Genomic DNA, 19,188 nt, shown 5'->3' with positions numbered 1-19,188 from the left:
CTTTCACAGCCTCGCTTGGGGCTACCATTGCGGAAACTTCATACTGCGCCAAGCGCTTGGTGCGGCCCTGACACATGTTCGCCGACAACCTGTTGCAAAAAGGTCATCAAACCGGGGTGTGGCGGACGCAATTTTCCGTTCCGGCCAAAAAGAGCCGGCCCGGAGCGGTGCTCCGGGCCGGCCTCGAATGCATGTCCTGCTTTTCGCTCCGATTCGCTGGCGCGAAGGCAGAACGCCTCTTTTAATCGAGGATTTTGGAGACGACGCCGGCGCCGACGGTACGTCCGCCTTCACGGATGGCGAAGCGCAGCTTCTCTTCCATCGCGATCGGCTGGATCAGGTCGACCGTCACTTCCACATTATCGCCCGGCATCACCATCTCGGTGCCCTCTTTAAGGGTCACGATCCCGGTCACGTCCGTCGTGCGGAAGTAGAATTGCGGGCGGTAATTGGTGAAGAACGGCGTGTGGCGCCCGCCCTCTTCCTTCGTCAGGATATAGGCTTCCGCCTCGAACTTCTTGTGCGGCTTCACAGAACCCGGCTTGGCCAGAACCTGGCCACGCTCGACACCGTCACGCTCGACACCGCGCAGCAGCGCGCCCACATTGTCGCCCGCCTGACCCTGGTCAAGCAGCTTGCGGAACATCTCCACGCCCGTGCACGTCGTCTTCGTCGTGTCGCGGATACCCACAATCTCGATCTCGTCACCCACTTTCAGGATGCCGCGCTCGATACGCCCCGTCACAACCGTACCCCGGCCCGAAATCGAGAACACGTCCTCGATCGGCATCAGGAACGGCATGTCAACCGGACGCTCCGGCGTCGGGATGTACTCGTCCACAGCCGCCATCAGCTCACGGATCTTGTTCTCGCCGATTTCAGGGTTGTTACCCTCCATCGCGGCCAGAGCCGAACCGGCAATGATCGGAATATCGTCGCCCGGGAAGTCGTAAGAGCTCAGAAGCTCGCGGATTTCCATCTCGACCAGCTCAAGCAGCTCAGGATCGTCAACCTGGTCAACCTTGTTCATGAACACGACCAGGGCCGGCACGCCGACCTGACGGGCCAGCAGAATGTGCTCGCGCGTCTGCGGCATCGGGCCGTCAGCCGCGTTCACAACCAGAATCGCGCCGTCCATCTGCGCCGCGCCCGTGATCATGTTCTTCACATAGTCAGCGTGGCCAGGGCAGTCCACGTGCGCGTAGTGACGGTTATCCGTCTCATACTCAACGTGAGCCGTCGAAATCGTGATCCCGCGAGCCTTCTCCTCGGGCGCACCATCAATCTGGTCATACGCACGAAACTCACCGAAATACTTCGTAATCGCCGCCGTCAACGTCGTCTTGCCGTGGTCAACGTGACCAATCGTGCCAACATTCGCATGCGGCTTGTTACGCTCAAACTTTGCCTTGGCCATCGCGCCTTGTCCTCGTCGCAACTTGCTGGATAGGCAGGACTGGTGCGCCCTGCCGGGTTAACTGACGGGGCGGGATAGCGTCCGGATCGGGCTATGGCAAGGGGTTTGCGCGCCTCGGCATGAAAGAGGTTCAGGGCAGGAAGCGGAAGGTGGAGCGGGTGGACGGGATCGAACCGACATATTCAGCTTGGAAGGCTGACATTCTACCATTGAATTACACCCGCGCCTGGCGCGCTACGCTTCAGCAATGCTAGCGGCAGGCCAGAGCAAAGGCGAGAGAAAATCCCGCGGATCGTGCCTGTGGCCTGTCCAGCCAGAGCCCGCTTCGCGGCGGCCAAGGCTGGTGGAGGGGGCTGGATTCGAACCAGCGTACGCTTGCGCGGGCAGATTTACAGTCTGCTGGATTTAACCACTCTCCCACCCCTCCGGGTCGCCAGCTATCCGGGCGGACCGGCCGGGCCTTGCGATTGGGCCTTGTCAGAAACGCTCTTGCGCGGATGCGCCGGGCGTCCTAACGAGGCTGCCTCGTAAAGCCGGGACGCGACTTATACTTATGGCCCCTGACCAGCGCAACACCTCGAAACCGGCTTTCGCACACGCCCGTGCACAGACCCGCGGGCAGGGGCGCAAACCCGCCCGACAGCGCGGCGATGCCTTGCCCCCCGGCGAGGGGTGGATATGGGGCCGCCATGCAGTACTGGCAGCCCTTGCCAACCCCAGACGCACGCCGCTATCGCTGCATGTCACGCGCAATAGCGTGAAAGATCTCGACGAGGCGATGCGCGCACGCATCGAGGCAAAGATCGAGGACCCGGCTGACATCAGCGCACGCCTGCCGGACACCGCCGTACATCAGGGTTTCGCACTGAAGGCCAAAGCGCTGGACGCCGAGCCCGTACAGGGCGTTCTGGACCCGACCCACGGGCTTCTTGTGGTGCTTGACCAGATCACCGATCCGCACAATGTCGGCGCGATTTTCCGCTCGGCGGCCGCTTTTGGTGCGCGCGCCATCATCATGCAGGACCGCAAGTCTCCGCCGATCTTCGGCACCGTCTGCAAGAGCGCGGTCGGGTGCGCGGAGAAAGTCGGCCATGTGGAAGTCACCAATATCGCCGATACGCTCAAAAGCTTCCGCGATGAGGGACGCTTCGTAATCGGGCTGGCGGGCGAAGCGGACATGGCGCTCGCAGCCGCCGTGCAGACCGGCGCTGACACGATGGGCCGCACGACAGGCCTGGTTCTGGTGCTGGGATCGGAAGACAAGGGGCTGCGCCCGCGCGTGGCCGATCATTGCGATGTGCTGGCGCGCATCCCGATGGGACCGAAGGCAGAGAGCCTGAACGTGTCCAATGCCGCAGCGGTCGCGCTCTATGAAGCATCGCGGCACGATCCCAGGATCAACCCGGCGTGATCTACACCCTCGTCCTTCGAGGCGGCCTCCGGCCTCCTCAGGATGAGGGTGTGGTTGCGCTTTTCCCTCATCCTGAGGGTGAGCGAAGCGAACGTCTCGAAGGATCAGGGAAAAGCGCCTCCCCGCTTTACGCCAACCCCTCCCTCGCGCAAAACTGAAGCCATGACACAGCCCCACGCGCCGCGCAGCGAGTTGCGCACCCATAATGTTTTCAACCAGTCCGAACCGTTGAGCGGGATCAATCTGTTCAGCGCCGACCGCGTGCTGAGAGATGCCGTCAGCCGCAATGGCGGCGATGCCCACCAGGACCATCTCTCGGCCTTCGGCGCGCGCGTGGGTTCAGCCGAGGTGCAGGAATGGGGGCGGCAGGCGAATGAAAACCCGCCGAAATTCAAACCCTTTGACCGCTTTGGCCACCGCATTGACGAGGTGGAGTTCCACCCCGCCTATCACCAGCTGATGCGCGCCGGGCTGGAGGCGGGTGTCTCGGCAGCGGCGTGGACCACAGACACCGCGCCGCATACGCTGCATTCGGCCCTGCTGATGCTGATGGGCCATACCGATGCGGGCGTGTGCTGCCCGATGTCGATGACCTATGCCTGCGTGCCCGCCCTGCGCCATGCCGGCTGGGCGGGCGACTGGATCAGGGGCGCAACCGCCAGCGCCTATGACCCGGCCATGAAGCCGATGGCAGAGAAGACCGGCCTGACCATCGGCATGGCGATGACCGAAAAGCAGGGCGGATCGGATGTGCGCGCCAACGAGACCCGAGCGGTCAGCATTGGCGGGGACGAGGTGGAGCTTACGGGGCATAAATGGTTCTGCTCGGCGCCCATGAGCGATGGCTTCCTCACCCTTGCCTATGAGGGCGAGGGCGAAAGCGCTGCCCTTTCCTGCTTCCTGGTGCCGCGCTGGCGCCCGGACGGCACACGCAATGCCATCGAGATACAGCGCCTGAAGGACAAGCTCGGCGACCGTTCCAACGCCTCCTCCGAGATCGAATATCACGGCGCTTATGCGCGCCGCGTAGGCGAGCCGGGACGCGGGGTTCGCACCATTATCGACATGGTCAACCACACGCGCCTTGACTGCCTGGCAGGGTCAGCGGGCCTCATTCGTACCGCGAGCTTTCACGCCATCTGGCACGCTGACCGGCGCGCCGCCTTCCAGCGCCGCCTGATCGACCAGCCCCTGATGCGCGAAGTGCTGGCAGAGCTCGTCATGGAAGCCGAAGCGGCGATGGCGCTGGCTTTTCGCGTGGCGCACGCCTTCGACACGATGGCCAGCGATCCGAACGAGGCAGCGCTGGCTCGCATCCTCACCCCCATCGCCAAATACTGGATCTGCAAGCGCGCGCCCTACCTCGTCTATGAGGCGATGGAGGCCCATGGCGGGGCGGGCTTTGTGGAAGAATCGCCCCTGCCCCGCATGTTCCGCCAGAGCCCGCTCAACGCCATCTGGGAGGGCTCCGGCAATGTCATCGCCCTTGATACGCTGCGCGCCCTTTCCCGCGACCCTGAGAGCCGCGAGGCGCTGCTGGCCTATATGGCACGTGGCAAGGGGCAGAACGCGGCGCTCGATGCCCTCATTGGCCGCATAGAGGCGTCACTGGCGGGCGGTATCGGGGAGGCCGATGCGCGCCGGTTCAGCGAGGAGGCGGCGCTGGCTCTCTCAGCCCTTGCCCTGATGGATGCGGGGCTCGATGCGGCATCAGACGCCTTCCTCGCCCGGCGCATTGCCAGCCAGTCGACCACGCTGGGCGCGGGCCACGGACAGATCGACACCGAAAAACTGATTGAGCGCGGACGGCTGGCGGTCTAGTGCGGAGCTGATCTGCAAGGTGCAGACAGGCTTCGGGGGACGCCCATGATTCTCGCCGCGCTCATCCTCTACATCGTGATCCAGCTTGGCATTGCCCTGTGGGCATCGCGCAGGATGAGCACGCATACCGACTATCTGGTGGCGGGCCGCAGGCTGGGCTTCTGGGCGGTGGGCATTTCGGTATTTGCCACCTGGTTTGGCGGCGAGACCATTATGGGCTCCACCGCCACCATCGCCGATGAGGGGCTGGGCGGCGCGCGCGCAGAGCCTGTGGGCTATGCCATCTGCCTGATCGTGGCGGCACTGTTCGTGGCCGGGCAGTTGCGCGCAAAAGGCTATCTGACGCTGGCTGATTTCTTCCGGGACCGGTTCGGTCCGCGCGCGGAAATCGCCTCTGCCTGCGTCTCCATCCCCACCTCCATCATCTGGGCGGCCGCGCAATTGCTGGCGCTGGCCTCCATCATTGCGGTGGCCAGCGATTTGCCGGTGGAATGGGCGCTGGTGGGGGCGAGCCTGCTCGTCATCTGCTACACGCTGCTGGGCGGCCTGCTGGGCGATGTGGTGACCGACATTCTCCAGAGCGCGATCGTGCTGGTTGGCCTCATCGTTCTCACCTTCGCTCTGTTCGGGCGTGCCGGCGGCTTTGACGAAGCCATGGCGCTGATCGACCCGTCACAGCTTGTCCTCATCGCGCCGGGTGAAAGCTGGCTGGAGCGCCTTGATGCCTTCGCCATTCCGATTCTCGGCTCCATCGTGGCGCAGGAGATGATTGCGCGCTTCCTCGGCTCAAAGTCAGCAAAGATCGCCGTGCGCGGCGGGCTGATGGCGGGCGGGCTCTATCTCGTTGTGGGCTTCTTCCCGGTCCTGTTCGGGCTTGTCGGCCCCGGCCTCGGCTTTGATCCCGAAGCAGGCGATCTTTTCCTGCCCAACCTTGCCATGGACCTTCTGCCCAGCGCCCTCTTTGTGGTGTTTGCCGGCGCGCTGTTCTCTGCCGTGCTATCGACGGTGGATTCCGCGCTTCTGGCCGTCTCCGGCCTGGCAACGGAAAATCTTTACAGCCGGGTGCGCACCAAAGCCTCGCCAGAAGAAAAGCTGCTGGCCGCGCGCGGCTTTACAGTCGTGGCGGGCGTGATGGCCTACGTTGTCGCTACCACGGGCGAGACGATTTACGGGCTGGTGGAACTGGCCTCCTCGCTGGGATCGGCGGGCCTGCTGGTCTCCCTGCTGATAGGGATACGCAGCCGGTTTGGCGGTGAATGGTCGGCGCTTGCCGCCCTTGCCAGCGGGCTGGTGGCCATCTGGCTGGGTGATTTCGTATTCGAGATACCCGGCGCCTTCCTGTTCTCGATCCTCGCCGCACTGGCGGGTTATGTACTCGTGGGGCTGGCCGGCATGGCAGCCCAGCGTCACTCCCGAGCCTAGGGCCTGTCCTCATAAAGGATTTGGAGCGTGATATGCGCGAAAATCGATCAATATCAGGAGCAGGCCCGATGGAAGGGCATTCCCCTTTCGAGGGACTGCGACGCAAGAGTGGGCGATTTTCGCCATACTCCTGCGGAGCGCGGCGGATTTATCCCCCGACGGCGTCGAACCGTCCTTGTGGAGGGGTGCTCCACGGCGGACGTCTCTCCTTGTCAGGAACCAAATCCGCTACGCCCCGGCAAGCGGCTGCAAGCCGCTTGCCTCACTAAGCAAAGAGTCGGAGCGAACCAAAGTTCGCTCCGGGGCCCGAAACCTTTATGAGGACAGGCCCTAACCAAACAGGGCATCCACGCTCGCCTGGCCCGCATTCTGATCAGGATCAATCTCGCCCGTCACATGGCCGTGGACCGCCGCACGCGCCGCCGCCAGCAGGGGCTCTGCCTCGCTGCGCGCAGCCTCGGCCGCGCCGCTGAGGTCACCTTCGCGCACGCGCTCCTGCAGGTCGGCAATGATGTCGTCCAGCGCCGAGACCAGAGTCTCGAAATGGGCGCGCACCGCACGCGGCGCCGCATGCCAGGCGGCGATCACCGTCTCGCGTCCGCTATAGCCGGTGCGCTCGAAATGGGCCTCATAGCTGCACGGCTCCCAGCCCAGCACGTCTTCCGCGCAATCGGGCATGCCGGGCAGCATGTCGAGCAACATCACCACTTCATTGAAATGGTTGAGATAGTCGGTCGCCAGCCCGGTCTCGGGATGGATATTGGCGGCCCGGAGCGCATCGGGCGCCGGCATCTCGGCCGTCAAACTCATGGGCTACGCGCCTGTCAGCTGGAAAACCTGAAGCACACACCCTGCCCGCTCATGCTTGATGAAGCGCTAATCGTCTGAATACGGCGCGAACCGGTCACTCCACCACCGCGTCGGCCTCGATCTCCACCACGAAGGCGGGATCCACGAAAGCCGCAACTCCGATCATGCTGGTGGCAGGCGGACAATCGGCAAATACCGCGCGGTGCGCTGCGCCAATCGCGTCCTGCGCTTCCGGCGTCATACCCACCACGAACATGCGCGTGCGCACCACGTCGGAAATCTGCGCGCCCGCCTCTTTCAACGCGCGTTCGATGATCTCCAGAGCGCGGGCGGCTTGCGCGCCATGATCGCCCGGCGCATGAGGGCTGCCATCGGCATTGAGCGCTACCGTGCCTGTCACGAAAACCTGGTTGCCCGCCCGCACGGCGCGGCAATAGCCATAGCGTGCCTCCCACGGCGCGCCAGTATGGATGCGGGTACGGGTCATGGAGGAGCCTCTCATTGTGTGTGCGCGTTGAACCGTTAGGCTGAGTCCGGCACAGCCCGGAACCACAAACCATGAAACTCATCCGAAGCCTGCTGTTTGAAATCGCCTACTGGCTGATTGCCATCGGTTTTGGCGTGATCTGCACCGTGCTGGCAATTCTTCCCGGCAAGCGCCCGCTCAGCTTCGGCATTTTCAGCTACGGACGGACCATGGCTTTCGTTATGCGCTTCGTCGCGGGCATCCGTATTGATCTGCGCGGCACGCAGCATCTGAGCCGCACCCCCAGCGTGATCGCCGCCAAGCATCAAAGCTGGGGTGATCCGCTCATCATGGTGGCGACCGTGCGCCCGCTGGCCTTTGTCGCAGGTGACCATCTGGTGAAGTTCCCGCTGATCGGCTTCATCCTGAACAAGGCTGGCGCGGTGGTGCTGTCCAACGAAGGCGGAGCGGCGGCCCGCGCGCGCATTGACGAGGGCATGACGCGCCTGCAAGCCGACAGGCGCCACGTCCTGATCTATCCCGAAGGCCATCTGTCAGCACCGGGCGAAAAGCACCGCTACAAGAAGGGCGTGTTTCACCTGGCCCATGATCTGGACCGCCCCGTCGTGCCGGTTGCCACCAGCCTTGGCCTCGCCTGGGACAGGAAGTCCTTCATCAAGCGTCCGCGTACCGTGGTTGTGGAGTTCCTCGAACCGATAACACCGGGAGAAGACAAGGACGCCTTCATGCGCCACCTTGAAGAAACAATAGAAAGGCGCACAGCCGAGCTGATACGCGCCGCAAACGGGGAAGGATAGCAGATGAGCCTTGGTGTAGCCGCGCGCCTCATGGTGCAGAGGCGTTTTGCTCCGCTAATGGTGGCTCAGGCCATGGGGGCCTTCAACGACAATCTTTTCCGCTTTGCGCTGGTCAATCTCGCCACGTTTCAGGGCCTGACCATATTCGGGCTGGAACGCGAGCTGATGGTGCCCATCGCCGCGACCGCTTTGACCCTGCCGATATTCCTGTTCTCGTCCGTGGCCGGTCAGGTGGCCGACAAGTATGACCGCGCCTGGATCATGCGGCGCACCAAGTTTGTCGAAATCCTGCTGATGATCGCGGCGGCTATCGGATTCTTCCTCAATAGCGGGCTGTTGCTGGTGATCGTGCTGTTCTTCATGGGCATGCAATCGGCCTTCTTTGCGCCAGCGCGAAACTCCGCCCTGCCAACCCTGCTGGAGGGCAAGGAGCTGGTGACCGGCAACGCTCTGGTCTCCGGCTCGCTCAATGTGGCCATTCTGGCCGGTGCGGCGCTCGCGGTTGTCTTCGTGGTGCGCGAGGACGCTGCCTTCGTTTTGTCGGCCACGCTGATCGGGGTTGCTGTCACGGGCTGGCTCATCATGTGCCTGAACAAGCCGGCACCTGCCGATTCGCCGGACCTCAAGATCAGCTGGAACATCGTCGCGCAGACCGGGAAGGTGCTGGGCTTTGCCTTTCGCGCGCCGGACGTGCTGCGCCCCCTGCTCGGCGCGGCCTGGTTCTGGATGCTGGCGGCATCCGTCCTCACCCTGATGCCGCTCTTCACCGCCGCCGTACTGGGCGGGGACGAGACGGTAGGGCTTGCACTCACGGCCCTCTTCACCGTCGGGGCGGCAGTGGGCGCCGTAATGTGCGGCGTGTTCACACGCGGCAAGGACGCGCTGATCTTCACCGTCATCGGCGCGTTCGGCCTTGTCATCTTCCCCAGCTTCGTTGCCCTGACGACGCTGGGCTGGCCGGAACCTGACCCTTCAGACCTTGCCAGTGCCGATGTCTTCCTCGCTGACCCTGACAACTGGCCGATTCTGGCTGCCCTGGCCCTGTCTGCCGTCAGTGCGGGCCTGTTCGTGGTGCCATTGCAGGCCATGGCGCAGAGGCGGGCCAAGCCGGAAGTGCGCGGGCGCATCCTGGCTGCGGGCGGCATTATGAACGCCGCCACGGCCAGCCTTGGCCAGTTCACCCTGTTTGCCATTGCCCTGCTCACCCTGCCCCTGCAGGCCGCCTTTGGCTATATCGCCGTGGTATCGGGACTTGCCGGCCTGTTCGCGCTGTGGCGCATGATGCGGCCGGGCCGCTACACAGAGTAAAGCGCTCTCGCCAAACCGCTATCGGCACGCTAAGCGTTGGATTCATGGAGCTGATTCAAACGACCGATGCACTGGCCAATGCCTGCAAGGCGCTGGGCAAGGACCGCTTTGTCGCGGTGGACACCGAATTCATGCGTGAGAGCACGTTCTGGCCGCAGCTATGCCTGATACAGGCGGCCGGTTCCAAGCACGAACTGCTCATCGACCCGCTGGCGGACGATATCGATCTGGCTCCCTTCCTGGACCTGCTGCGCCGGAAGGACACGGTAAAGGTATTCCATGCCTGCCGTCAGGATCTCGAAATCTTCTTCCACAAGGGCGGCGAGCTGATCCCCGAACCACTGTTTGACAGCCAGATCGCTGCTGCTGCGGTCGGCCTTGGCGATTCCATCTCCTACGACAATCTGGTGCGCGAACTGCTGGGCGAGCAGATCGACAAGGGATCGCGCTTTACCGACTGGTCACGCCGCCCGCTTTCGGACAAGCAGGCCGAGTACGCCCTCGCCGACGTGACCCATCTTCACAAGATCTACCCGATCCTGCAGGAAAAGCTGGAGCAGTCGGGTCGAGAGGAATGGCTGAACGAGGAGATGCGCCTCCTGACCAATCCGGAGACCTACCGGATGGACCCGGAAAATGCCTGGAAACGGCTAAAACCGCGCAAGACCTCCACCAAATGGCTTGCGGCCATGAAGGCGGCGGCGCGCTGGCGCGAGATAGAGGCGCAGACACGCGACGTGCCGCGCAGCCGGGTGATGAAGGATGACGGCATATACGAACTGGCCCAGTCTGCGCCGGTCTCGCAAGAACAACTTGCCGCGCTGCGCGCTGTGCCCAAGGGGTTTGAACGCTCCAAGCCTGCCGAGCGCCTGATCGAGATGATGCGCGAGGCGATGGCTGCTCCGGAAAAACACGCGCCCAAGCTCGCCCGCCAGACCCATCTGCCCAACAATATCGGGCCGGTAGTGGAGCTGCTGAAAGTCTTCCTGCGGGTTGTTGCCGAGGAAGAGGGCGTTGCGCCGCGCCTGATCGCCACCGTGCCGGACCTCGAACAGATTGCCGCCAGCGACAAGGCCGACGTGCCTGCCCTGACAGGCTGGCGCTACAAGGTGTTCGGCGAAGCGGCCCTGAAGCTCAAGCGCGGCGAGCTGGCACTCATTCTGGAGAACGGCAAGGTCGTTGCGATAGAGCTGGAAGACTAGGCCGTACTGAGCACCGCTTTCAGCCCCAGAAGGCTTGCCAGCGTTTCAAAGCGCGAATAGGCACGCTCGACCACCAGATCCTCACGGCCCGCCTCCATGGCAAGCACCAGCTCATCGCCTGTGCGCGTGAGCGTAAAGAGTTTCAACACCCCTGCCGAGCCGCCGGACAGCGCTGCGCCCAGCCTGATGCCGTGGCCAAGTAGCAATGCGGCGTCCTCCTGCGCATCGTCCAGAAGGCGCCGCGACGGGCAGTCCTCCGGCCTTGGCCGCTTTCCCGCATAGCGGTGGTGCATGGCGAGCGCCAGAAAGGCCCGCTCCGGGTGCGAGATACCGCCAAAGGGCGCATAGAGCACTTCGGTCGCGGCCAGCTCTGCGCGGTGATCGGGATGCATGCGCGCGCCCAGCTGGGACAGGCGCGCAGCCGCCCCGCGCAGGACATGGTCGCGCTCGGCATCAAAGGTGGCGGCATTGGCCGCAAAAACAGGCTCCAGCCAGCCCGCCAGCGCCGGGCCAAACTCCGGATCACTGGCAGCATGCCGGGCCATGGCTTCGGCCCCTGCCAGCAGCGGATCTGAGCGTTGCTCCAGCGCGGCGCTGCGGCTGAAGGCAACCCCCTCGCGCAGGCCATTGGCCGAGAAGATCACGCGCTTGAACTTGCCGCGCTTGACGATGCGTTTGAGCAGCTGGGCGGCATAGGGCAGCATGGCGGCACGCTTCTGGGAGACACCCGGCGTGGCGGCCAGCGAAGCCTCGCTCTGGGCCATGGCGAAATCTGCTGCGCGCACGACCTGCTGGGCGCTCAACGCATACTGGTGGAGCAGGATCAGCGGATAACGGTCCAGCGCCATCGCCAGATTGGCAAAGGCACGCCACGCGCCGCCGACCGCATAGAAATCCGGCCCCGACCCGTCCAGCGCGCCAGCGGCCGCGTTCAGCCCCTCATCAATCTCGCTGCGAATGCGCTTGGCGTCATCAGATCCGCCATTGAGAACCGATAGAGGTCCAAGCGGCAGGGAGAAGACCGGCCCGACTTCCCTGCCCGTCAGGCGCGCTATCTCCAGACTGGCCCCGCCAAGATCACCGGCCACACCATTGCCCGCGCCGATACCGGCAACCACGCCCAGCGCCGAAAGCCGCCCTTCCTCCTCGCCGGACAGCACCTCGATCTTCAGCCCGGTCAGCTTTTCAGCCTCGGCCACGAATTGCGGGCCATCCGAGCACTCGCGCACCGCCGCCGTTGCAACGGCATGACAGTCCGTGACGCCCTTGGCCTCCAGCAGGCTGGCAAAGCGGCGCAGCGTGACGAGTGCGGTCTTCACACCATCAGGGTTCAGCGTGCCGCGCGAGGCCGCTCCCTTGCCCAGCCCGGCCATCGTCTTCTCGTTGAAGACCGGCCATAGCGCGCCATCCTCCAGCCGGTACTGGACCAGCCGCACCGAGTTGGACCCGATATCAATGACGGCGAGATCCCGGCCCGCCGGGCCGGGTTTTTTGCCAAGGCCCAGCCTCATGGACGCCGCGCCAGCTGCGGAACCGAAGGCGGCTGATCGTTGCGCAGCGCTTCGCCGCGCCCGGAGAGCGAGGGATTGGTCATGAAATAATCATGGGCGCTGAAGGGCATGGAAATGCCTTGCGTGTTGACGCGCGTATAGCTGCCATCCGGGTTCATGTACCAGCTTTGCGCCTCGTCATTGAGATTGGCGACCATGATCTGGTCGAGCACCTGCCGGTGAACGGTCGGGTTGACCACCGGAAACAGCGTCTCGATGCGCCGGTCCAGATTGCGCGGCATCCAGTCCGCCGAGGACATCCACACCTCCGCCCTGGCCGACGGCATGATCTCGCCATTGGCAAAGCACACAATGCGCGAGTGCTCCAGAAAGCGGCCAACAATGGATTTGACCCGGATGTTTTCCGACAGGCCCGGCACGCCGGGGCGCAGGCAGCAGATACCGCGCACGATCAGATCGACGCGTACCCCCGCCTGACTGGCCTCGTAAAGCGCATCGATGATCTCGGGGTGGACCACGGAATTCATCTTCGCCCACACGGCTGCCGGTTTGCCGACGCGCGCGTTGTCCGCCTCGCGGCGGATTTTCTCCACCAGCAATTCCTTCATGCCCAGCGGCGAGATCGACAGGCGCTCCAGCCCCGTAGGACGGGCATAGCCGGTGACATAGTTGAAAATCCGGCCCGCATCGCGGCCAAAGGCCGGGTCAGCGGTAAACAGGGACAGGTCTGTGTAGATACGCGCGGTGATGGGGTGGTAATTGCCGGTCCCGAAATGGGCATAGGTCCGCAAGGTCGCGCCCTCGCGCCGCACGACGAGCGATATCTTGGCGTGGGTCTTGTACTCGACAAAGCCATAGACGACCTGCACGCCAGCCCGTTCCAGATCGCGCGCCCACTTCAGATTGGCTTCCTCGTCAAACCGGGCTTTCAGCTCCACCAGCGCGGTAACGTTCTTGCCAGCTTCCGCCGCCTCGATGAGCGCCGCCACGATGGGGGAGTTTTTCGAGGTCCGGTAAAGCGTCTGCTTGATGGCGATGACATCAGGGTCGTTCGCCGCCTGGCGCAGGAACTGCACCACCACGTCAAAGCTCTCATAGGGGTGGTGGACGATCAGATCCTTGGCGCGGATGGCCGCAAAACAGTCCCCGCCATGATCCTTGATGCGTTCGGGAAAGCGCGGCTCATAGGGTTCGAATTTCAGCTCGGGCCGGTCATCGGGGATGAGCTGGGAAAGCTGGGCCAGCCCCAGATTGCCGTCCACCAGCACCACATCACGCGATTCTGCGTGCAATTGCTGGATGATGAAACGGCGCAGTTCCTCCGGCATGGAGGCTTCCAGCTTCAGCCGGACCAGCACGCCGCGCCGCCGCTGCTTCAGGCGCGCCTCGAACTCGCGCACCAGATCTTCGGCCTCTTCCTCGATCTCGATATCGCTGTCGCGGATGATGCGGAACGCGCCCTTGCCGAGCAGCTCATAGCCGGGGAAGAGCGCATCCACGAAGACGATCAGCACGTCTTCCAGCGCGATATAGCGCCTGACGGGCCGGCCGCGCCGGTCCTTGCGTGTGCAGGGAATGTCTACGAACCGCTTCACCCCCGCAGGCAGCGGCAACAGCGCGTTCATCACCTTGCCGTCGCGCTGGCGCTTCAGCTTCAGCACGATGGCAAAGCCCAGATTGGGGATGAACGGGAAGGGGTGCGCCGGATCAATGGCCAGCGGTGTAATGACCGGCAGTGTGTGCGCCAGAAAATCGTCGCGCAGCCAGGCCCGCTCGGCGCGGGTAAGCTCATCCGGGTTGAGCAGCTGCACGCCTTCCTTGCCCATCAGCACACGCAATTCCTGCCAGCGTTCCTGCTGGGTGAGCATGAGCCGGGAAGCCGCCTCGTTGATGCGCTCCAGTTGCTCGGTGACGGTGAGGCCGTCCTGACCCGCACGGTCCACGCCATTGCGCAGCTGCGCGCGCAGGCCCGCGACGCGCACCATGTAGAACTCATCAAGATTGCTGGCAGAGATCGACAGGAAGCGCAGGCGCTCCAGCACGGGGTGCGCGGGGTTCTCCGCCTCCTCCAGCACACGCTGGTTGAACTGCAGCCAGGACAGTTCCCGGTTCAAAAACCGTTCAGGCGATTGCATGAGATCGCCGCCGCTATCGTGACGGGCCGGTTCGGCAGAGGCGCTGGCGGACATGCCTTCCACAATATCGGTCATGGCCGTGCACCAGGCTCCTCGTTGGGGTTGTTGTCTGCTGATAATCCAGCCAGCACATCGCGCGCAAGCGCACGCGTGACGCTGCTCTTGCCTGCCAATGCCGCATTGTCGAGCCGTGCCACAAGAAGGCGGGCAAAATCCACCGAGCGCTCCATGCGCGTCAGCAAATAGTCGAGAACACCGGGGCTGAGCGGCGTGCGCCGGTCGCGGAAGAGCTTTTCAAGCACCTGGCGAAGCAGGGCGTCATCGGGTTCGTCCAGAACCGCGGCCTCGGCCGCGCTGAGCCGTGAAGCGAGATCCGGCAGGGCAATCTGCCAGCTGCGCGGGTGCAGACGGCCCGTCAGCAGCACGCTGATGCCGGAATCGCCCGCCGCGCGGTTGAGCAGGTGGAACAGGCCTTCCTCGTCCACGCCCTGATCGCCGTCTTCAATGACGACGCTGGCGCCACGCTGGATTGATTTGAGCGCGGATGACACATCCATCCGGCCCACCCAGGCGGCGCCCGTGCGCTGCTGCCACATATGCGCCAGATGGGTCTTGCCGGCTCCCGCCGGGCCGGTCAGCACCAGATGGCCCATCCGCCAGCGCGGCCAGCGGTTCACCAGCGCCAGCGCAGCCGCATTGGCTTCGCTTACAGCAAAGCTTTCCGGGCGGTAGTCCGGCTCAAGGGCAAGATCGAGGGCAAGCTGGGGAGTTGCCATAATGCTCTGTCAGTTGCGCGGGCGCGCTACCCAGCCAAGCCCGCGCTCTTCTTCCAGCCGCGCTCCGCGCTGGGCCAGTTCACGCACCAGCTGATCGCGCTCGCCGCGATGGGTGATCGTCATCACGGCGCCTGTCGTCGTGACCGCGTCGAGCCTTGCATTGGAAATGAGTGATGCGCCGGTAATGGCCCGTTGCAGGGACCGCCACTGCGCCATTGAGCTGTAGAGCACCGACACCGTGACTTCGCTGGCCTCACCGCCACGCACGACCACTTCGCGCTTCCAGGCTTCCTGCGCTGTCTGCACGATGCGCCGGGCGAGCTCGTCATAGCCGCTCTGGCTGGCTGCAGATGCCAAATCCGAGACGGCGGTATCTGGGCCGGAAAAATCGTACACCGTGCCGCTGGCGCGGATAATGCCCTCGCCTTCGCGCGCCGTGATGACCGCAACGCGTGAGACGCCATAAAGAGCGGCCAGCTCACGCAAGGCAAACTCATCGCCCGATTGCGCCGCTGACGCGCTGATGACGTTGCGCCCCACGGGCACGGCATCATCACCCTCACCGGACATTAGCGAGCCAAGGCCGATATGAGGGGTCAGGGCGTTGGCATGTGGGCCGGAGCGCCACGCCTCGTACCAGGCACCGCCCCACAGGCCCACATTCCCGTCGCGCTCAATCACCGGAACGACCAGCGTGCGCGCCGCCTGCGATTCCACAAACGCGATGTTCTGTCCGCGCAGATAGTTGCGCACCGAACGGGCATCAAAATTCACCGTCAGGGTGGCGATATAGCGATTGGCCGAGCGCCGCTCGCCAGAGACCTCAAGGCCCGCAACCATTTCCTGCGCCGCATCGGCAGGAATGGATGTCAGACCGGCACTGATACGGTCCTCACCCAGCGTCAGACGCTCCAGAAGCGCTTGTGCTGCCGCAATCTGCCCGGCGCGGAAGGCCGCTGCCTGCGCCTCTGTGGTCGTGCCGGCGCGTTCATCCACGCCAATGCCTGACACGGTGAACACGTCCTGCGTGCTGGCGGGAGCGGCCAGAAACGCCACGCACAAAATGGCCGTAAGCAGTGCGCCAATTGCGGCCCGCGTCCGGGAAATGAGATGGGTCATGGTGGCGATCCTGCCTGAAAGTGAAGCGTTGATCCTGACTATACCCGCACTGGCCATCGCGTGAAGGGTTTGCAGGCTGTAGAGCCGCGATCTCCCGCCATAATACATCCGATCCGCCGCGTCGGGGTAAGTAACTCACCCCTGCCTGCAAGCGCCTGATTTCACGCACCTGTTGTGACAGCCAGACGCGGACAGGCGCGATTTACAGACCCGCCCTCTTGCCAAGCCGCCCCCCTTGCAGTTGTTTGCGCGCCATATTCGACCCCTTGCCGGAGCAATCAGCCGTGGCCAGCAACCCGCCCTCACAAGGCCTCACCTATGCCTCTGCCGGTGTCGACATCGACGCTGGTGACGCCCTCGTAGAGGCCATCAAGCCGCTGGCAAAATCCACCGCCCGGCCCGGCGCGGCGGCAGACCTTGGCGGGTTTGGCGGCGCGTTTGATCTCAAAGCCGCTGGCTTCAAGGACCCGATTCTTGTCTCCGGCACGGATGGGGTCGGCACCAAGCTGCGTCTGGCCATCGATACCGGCATCGTCGACACGGTCGGCATCGATCTCGTTGCCATGTGCGTCAATGACGTGCTGGCGCAGGGCGCGGAACCCTTGTTCTTCCTCGACTATTTCGCCACCGGCAAGCTGGACCCGGCGCGCGGCGCGGAGATCGTGAAAGGCATCGCGCAGGGGTGCCGTCTTGCCGGCTGCGCGCTGATTGGCGGGGAAACGGCCGAAATGCCGGGCATGTATGAGGGCGAGGATTTCGATCTCGCGGGCTTTGTCGTCGGTGCGGCTGAACGCGGCCATCTATTGCCCCGCGAAGCGGATATGGTTGCCGGTGATGTGCTGATCGGGCTGGCCTCCTCCGGCCCGCATTCGAACGGCTATTCGCTTGTGCGCCGCGTGATCGATCATGCAGGCCTGAAATTCGACAGCGAGGCGCCCTTCGCGCCGGGCCGCAAGCTCGGCGAAGCCCTGCTGGAGCCCACCCGCATCTATGTGAAATCCCTGATGCCGCTGGTGCGCGCCGGCAAGATCAAGGGCCTTGCCCATATTACGGGCGGCGGGATCACCGAGAACACGCCGCGCATGCTGCCCGGTCACCTTGGCTTCGAGGTGGATTACGACAGCTTTGAACGCCCCGCCGTCTTCCGCTGGCTGGAGAACGCGGGCGGGATTGCGGAAAGCGAAATGCGCCGCACCTTCAATTGCGGGATCGGCATGATCGCCGCTGTCGCCGCCGAAGACGCCGAGGCCGTGCTGGCAGCGCTGAAAGACGCAGGCGAGACAGCCGCCATCATCGGCCATCTGACCGCGAAATGAGCGGCAAGACACCGATTGCCGTCCTCATCTCCGGGCGCGGATCGAACCTGCAATGCCTGATCGATGCCTGCATGGGCGAAGACTATCCCGCCCGCATCGTCGCCGTGATCTCCAACCGGCCGGACGCCTATGGGCTGGAGCGCGCGCGAGAGGCGGACATCGCGGCCATCGCCATCGACCACAAGGCCTTTGACACGCGCGAGAGCTTCGAAGCCGCGCTCGATGCCGCCTTGCGTGAAGCGGGCGCAGAGTTCGTCTGCCTGGCTGGCTTCATGCGCATCCTGACGGAAAGCTTCGTGAACCGCTGGGAAGGCCGGATGATCAATATCCACCCCTCCCTGCTGCCGAAATTCAAGGGCGTGGATACCCATGCCCGCGCCATCGAGGCAGGCGAGACCGAACATGGCTGCACCGTCCACTGGGTAACGCCCGGGATGGATGAAGGCCCAGTAATCGCGCAGGCCCGCGTGCCAGTTCTCCCCGGTGATACGCCCGAGACGCTCGCTGCGCGCGTGCTGGTGGAAGAACACCGGCTTTATCCGGAAGCGCTAAGGGTGGCTTTGGAAAAGGCGTAGACCATCACCAACGACATCATCCTTGATGAGAGCCTGATAACCGAGCGCTTCGTGAAAGCCTCCGGGCCGGGTGGTCAGCATGTGAACAAGACCGCCAGCGCGGTGCAGCTTCGCTACGACGTCCATGCCAGCGCCCTCGCCCCCGCCATCAAGCAGCGGCTCATCCGCCTCGCCGGAAGCCGCATGACGCAGGACGGCGTGCTGATACTGCATGTGGAGGATCACCGCTCCCAGGAGCGCAATCGCGCGGAGGCCCGCACGCGGCTGATACGCCTGATCCGGCAGGCCAGCCGCAAGCCGAAACCGCGCATCAAATCCCGGCCGTCCCTGAGCTCGATCAAGCGCCGGAAAGACGCCAAGGCGAAGAAGGGCCAGACCAAGGCGCTCCGGAAAAAACCGGGGCTGGATTAGGGGGCGAGCGCTGGTGCTCAAACATTGTCATGGCCCGGTTTATCCGGGCCACCCATGCCTCTGGCCTTCGAGCATGAGCAACCTTCTGAGGCATGGATCACCCGCATGCGCGGGTGATAACACGGGAGGCGCGCGAGGATGACAGTCCTCGTTCTTTTCCCTCATCCTGAGGGCGAATGAAATGAGCGTCTCGAAGGACGAGGGAAAATTACCCCTCCAGCAATCTCGCGCCCGGCCCGTCCTTGGCCAACGCATCGCCCGGATTGCGCAAGGGGCAGTCCGTCATGGACAGGCACCCGCAGCCAATACAGCCCTCCAGCTCGTCTTTGAGCTGGGCGAGCGCATTGATGCGCGCCTCCAGCGCGTCTTTCCACACCGCCGAGAGCTTTGCCCAGTCCACCGCATTGGGCGTGCGCCGGGACGGCAGGGCATCGAGCGCCGCCGCGATTTCCGCCAGCGGCACACCGGCGCGCTGGGCCACGCGGATCACGGCGACCCGGCGCAGCATGTCGCGGCCATAGCGGCGCTGGTTTCCGCTCGTCCGGCTGCTGGCGATCAAGCCCTTTGTCTCGTAAAAGTGCAAAGTGGAGACGTTGACACCGGCGCGAGCGGCCAGTTCACCAACGCTCAAGCCGCGCACCGGCCTGACCTTCTTCATGGACGACATGTC

General features: G+C 64.1%; 17 protein-coding genes and 2 tRNA genes. 9 read left to right on the top strand and 10 right to left on the bottom strand.

The annotated features are described in order from the left end of the window. Positions 1-241: 241 nt before the first annotated feature. The 3 genes from tuf to AB6B38_RS01090 form a co-directional block, all read right to left on the bottom strand. The gene (tuf, locus tag AB6B38_RS01100) at positions 242-1,417 is read right to left on the bottom strand and encodes an elongation factor Tu (RefSeq protein WP_371393812.1); all 1,176 of its coding nucleotides are present in this window, start codon (positions 1,415-1,417) and stop codon (positions 242-244) included. Between the two features lie 150 nt (positions 1,418-1,567). Continuing rightward, positions 1,568-1,641 (bottom strand) — tRNA-Gly (locus AB6B38_RS01095). 117 nt (positions 1,642-1,758) lie between these two features. Then, positions 1,759-1,844 (bottom strand) — tRNA-Tyr (locus AB6B38_RS01090). A gap of 126 nt (positions 1,845-1,970) precedes the next feature. Here AB6B38_RS01090 and rlmB point away from each other — a divergent pair. The 3 genes from rlmB (at position 1,971) to AB6B38_RS01075 (ending at position 6,071) form a co-directional block, all read left to right on the top strand. Then, positions 1,971-2,828, top strand: coding sequence for a 23S rRNA (guanosine(2251)-2'-O)-methyltransferase RlmB (gene rlmB, locus AB6B38_RS01085; RefSeq protein WP_371393811.1), 858 nt, complete (start codon positions 1,971-1,973; stop codon positions 2,826-2,828). Positions 2,829-2,990: 162 nt separating this feature from the next. Then, positions 2,991-4,649: an acyl-CoA dehydrogenase family protein gene (locus tag AB6B38_RS01080; RefSeq protein ID WP_371393810.1), complete on the top strand. Its 1,659-nt coding sequence runs from the start codon at positions 2,991-2,993 to the stop codon at positions 4,647-4,649. 45 nt (positions 4,650-4,694) lie between these two features. After that, entirely contained in the window at positions 4,695-6,071 is a 1,377-nt protein-coding gene (locus AB6B38_RS01075; protein WP_371393809.1) for a sodium:solute symporter family protein, read from the top strand. Between the two features lie 330 nt (positions 6,072-6,401). Here AB6B38_RS01075 and AB6B38_RS01070 read toward each other — a convergent pair whose 3' ends face one another. Continuing rightward, entirely contained in the window at positions 6,402-6,881 is a 480-nt protein-coding gene (locus AB6B38_RS01070; protein WP_371393808.1) for a hypothetical protein, read from the bottom strand. 94 nt (positions 6,882-6,975) lie between these two features. Continuing rightward, a complete protein-coding gene (locus AB6B38_RS01065) occupies positions 6,976-7,368 on the bottom strand; it encodes a RidA family protein (protein WP_371393806.1) in 393 nt (130 codons plus the stop codon). Between the two features lie 71 nt (positions 7,369-7,439). On the opposite strand from AB6B38_RS01065, the gene AB6B38_RS01060 reads away from it, so the two are divergent. From AB6B38_RS01060 to rnd, 3 genes are read left to right on the top strand one after another with little or no spacing between them, the layout of a single operon-like run. Continuing rightward, positions 7,440-8,165 carry a lysophospholipid acyltransferase family protein gene (locus AB6B38_RS01060; RefSeq protein WP_371393805.1) on the top strand — a complete coding sequence of 242 codons (726 nt, stop codon included), beginning with the start codon at positions 7,440-7,442 and terminating at the stop codon, positions 8,163-8,165. 3 nt (positions 8,166-8,168) lie between these two features. Next, positions 8,169-9,473 carry an MFS transporter gene (locus tag AB6B38_RS01055; protein ID WP_371393803.1) on the top strand — a complete coding sequence of 435 codons (1,305 nt, stop codon included), beginning with the start codon at positions 8,169-8,171 and terminating at the stop codon, positions 9,471-9,473. 44 nt (positions 9,474-9,517) lie between these two features. Next, positions 9,518-10,675 carry a ribonuclease D gene (rnd, locus tag AB6B38_RS01050; RefSeq protein WP_371393802.1) on the top strand — a complete coding sequence of 386 codons (1,158 nt, stop codon included), beginning with the start codon at positions 9,518-9,520 and terminating at the stop codon, positions 10,673-10,675. Here the strand turns inward: rnd and AB6B38_RS01045 are convergent. From AB6B38_RS01045 to AB6B38_RS01030, 4 genes are read right to left on the bottom strand one after another with little or no spacing between them, the layout of a single operon-like run. Further along, entirely contained in the window at positions 10,672-12,186 is a 1,515-nt protein-coding gene (locus AB6B38_RS01045; RefSeq protein ID WP_371393800.1) for a Ppx/GppA family phosphatase, read from the bottom strand. The two genes, rnd and AB6B38_RS01045, sit on opposite strands and share 4 nt — an antisense overlap. Further along, positions 12,183-14,396, bottom strand: a complete 2,214-nt coding sequence (locus AB6B38_RS01040; RefSeq protein ID WP_371393799.1) for an RNA degradosome polyphosphate kinase — start codon at positions 14,394-14,396, stop codon at positions 12,183-12,185. The genes AB6B38_RS01045 and AB6B38_RS01040 overlap by 4 nt, the downstream gene beginning before the upstream one ends. Further along, complete coding sequence (locus AB6B38_RS01035; RefSeq protein ID WP_371393797.1) at positions 14,393-15,097, bottom strand: hypothetical protein; 705 nt, start codon at positions 15,095-15,097, stop codon at positions 14,393-14,395. The genes AB6B38_RS01040 and AB6B38_RS01035 overlap by 4 nt, the downstream gene beginning before the upstream one ends. Before the next feature lie 9 nt (positions 15,098-15,106). Continuing rightward, the gene (locus tag AB6B38_RS01030) at positions 15,107-16,216 is read right to left on the bottom strand and encodes a DUF2066 domain-containing protein (RefSeq protein ID WP_371393796.1); all 1,110 of its coding nucleotides are present in this window, start codon (positions 16,214-16,216) and stop codon (positions 15,107-15,109) included. 284 nt (positions 16,217-16,500) lie between these two features. On the opposite strand from AB6B38_RS01030, the gene purM reads away from it, so the two are divergent. Genes purM through arfB form a run of 3 tightly spaced genes read left to right on the top strand, consistent with a single transcriptional unit; the run spans position 16,501 to position 18,518 of the window. Further along, the gene (gene purM, locus AB6B38_RS01025) at positions 16,501-17,532 is read left to right on the top strand and encodes a phosphoribosylformylglycinamidine cyclo-ligase (protein ID WP_371393795.1); all 1,032 of its coding nucleotides are present in this window, start codon (positions 16,501-16,503) and stop codon (positions 17,530-17,532) included. After that, the gene (gene purN, locus AB6B38_RS01020) at positions 17,529-18,107 is read left to right on the top strand and encodes a phosphoribosylglycinamide formyltransferase (RefSeq protein ID WP_371393793.1); all 579 of its coding nucleotides are present in this window, start codon (positions 17,529-17,531) and stop codon (positions 18,105-18,107) included. Before purM ends, purN begins: the two co-directional genes overlap by 4 nt. A gap of 3 nt (positions 18,108-18,110) precedes the next feature. Further along, complete coding sequence (gene arfB / locus AB6B38_RS01015; protein WP_371395054.1) at positions 18,111-18,518, top strand: alternative ribosome rescue aminoacyl-tRNA hydrolase ArfB; 408 nt, start codon at positions 18,111-18,113, stop codon at positions 18,516-18,518. Between the two features lie 208 nt (positions 18,519-18,726). Here the strand turns inward: arfB and soxR are convergent, their stop codons facing one another. Beyond that, the gene (soxR, locus tag AB6B38_RS01010; protein ID WP_371393791.1) at positions 18,727-19,185 is read right to left on the bottom strand and encodes a redox-sensitive transcriptional activator SoxR; all 459 of its coding nucleotides are present in this window, start codon (positions 19,183-19,185) and stop codon (positions 18,727-18,729) included. Between the last annotated feature and the right edge of the window lie 3 nt (positions 19,186-19,188).

Origin of the sequence: Glycocaulis abyssi, assembly GCF_041429775.1 — a bacterium.
Classification (GTDB): Bacteria; Pseudomonadota; Alphaproteobacteria; order Caulobacterales; family Maricaulaceae; genus Glycocaulis; species Glycocaulis abyssi.
This window is presented reverse-complemented; position numbering and strand designations above follow the sequence as displayed.

What these genes read in the sequence shown, in the direction of transcription:
- AB6B38_RS01045 (WP_371393800.1), bottom strand. Translation starts at nt 12,186, where the DNA reads ATGAGGCTGGGCCTTGGCAAAAAACCCGGCCCGGCGGGCCGGGATCTC.
- rlmB (WP_371393811.1), top strand. Translation starts at nt 1,971, where the DNA reads ATGGCCCCTGACCAGCGCAACACCTCGAAACCGGCTTTCGCACACGCC.
- AB6B38_RS01070 (WP_371393808.1), bottom strand. Translation starts at nt 6,881, where the DNA reads ATGAGTTTGACGGCCGAGATGCCGGCGCCCGATGCGCTCCGGGCCGCC.
- AB6B38_RS01030 (WP_371393796.1), bottom strand. Translation starts at nt 16,216, where the DNA reads ATGACCCATCTCATTTCCCGGACGCGGGCCGCAATTGGCGCACTGCTT.
- AB6B38_RS01055 (WP_371393803.1), top strand. Translation starts at nt 8,169, where the DNA reads ATGAGCCTTGGTGTAGCCGCGCGCCTCATGGTGCAGAGGCGTTTTGCT.
- soxR (WP_371393791.1), bottom strand. Translation starts at nt 19,185, where the DNA reads ATGTCGTCCATGAAGAAGGTCAGGCCGGTGCGCGGCTTGAGCGTTGGT.
- AB6B38_RS01060 (WP_371393805.1), top strand. Translation starts at nt 7,440, where the DNA reads ATGAAACTCATCCGAAGCCTGCTGTTTGAAATCGCCTACTGGCTGATT.
- AB6B38_RS01075 (WP_371393809.1), top strand. Translation starts at nt 4,695, where the DNA reads ATGATTCTCGCCGCGCTCATCCTCTACATCGTGATCCAGCTTGGCATT.
- rnd (WP_371393802.1), top strand. Translation starts at nt 9,518, where the DNA reads ATGGAGCTGATTCAAACGACCGATGCACTGGCCAATGCCTGCAAGGCG.
- purN (WP_371393793.1), top strand. Translation starts at nt 17,529, where the DNA reads ATGAGCGGCAAGACACCGATTGCCGTCCTCATCTCCGGGCGCGGATCG.
- AB6B38_RS01065 (WP_371393806.1), bottom strand. Translation starts at nt 7,368, where the DNA reads ATGACCCGTACCCGCATCCATACTGGCGCGCCGTGGGAGGCACGCTAT.
- AB6B38_RS01035 (WP_371393797.1), bottom strand. Translation starts at nt 15,097, where the DNA reads ATGGCAACTCCCCAGCTTGCCCTCGATCTTGCCCTTGAGCCGGACTAC.
- AB6B38_RS01040 (WP_371393799.1), bottom strand. Translation starts at nt 14,396, where the DNA reads ATGACCGATATTGTGGAAGGCATGTCCGCCAGCGCCTCTGCCGAACCG.
- tuf (WP_371393812.1), bottom strand. Translation starts at nt 1,417, where the DNA reads ATGGCCAAGGCAAAGTTTGAGCGTAACAAGCCGCATGCGAATGTTGGC.
- AB6B38_RS01080 (WP_371393810.1), top strand. Translation starts at nt 2,991, where the DNA reads ATGACACAGCCCCACGCGCCGCGCAGCGAGTTGCGCACCCATAATGTT.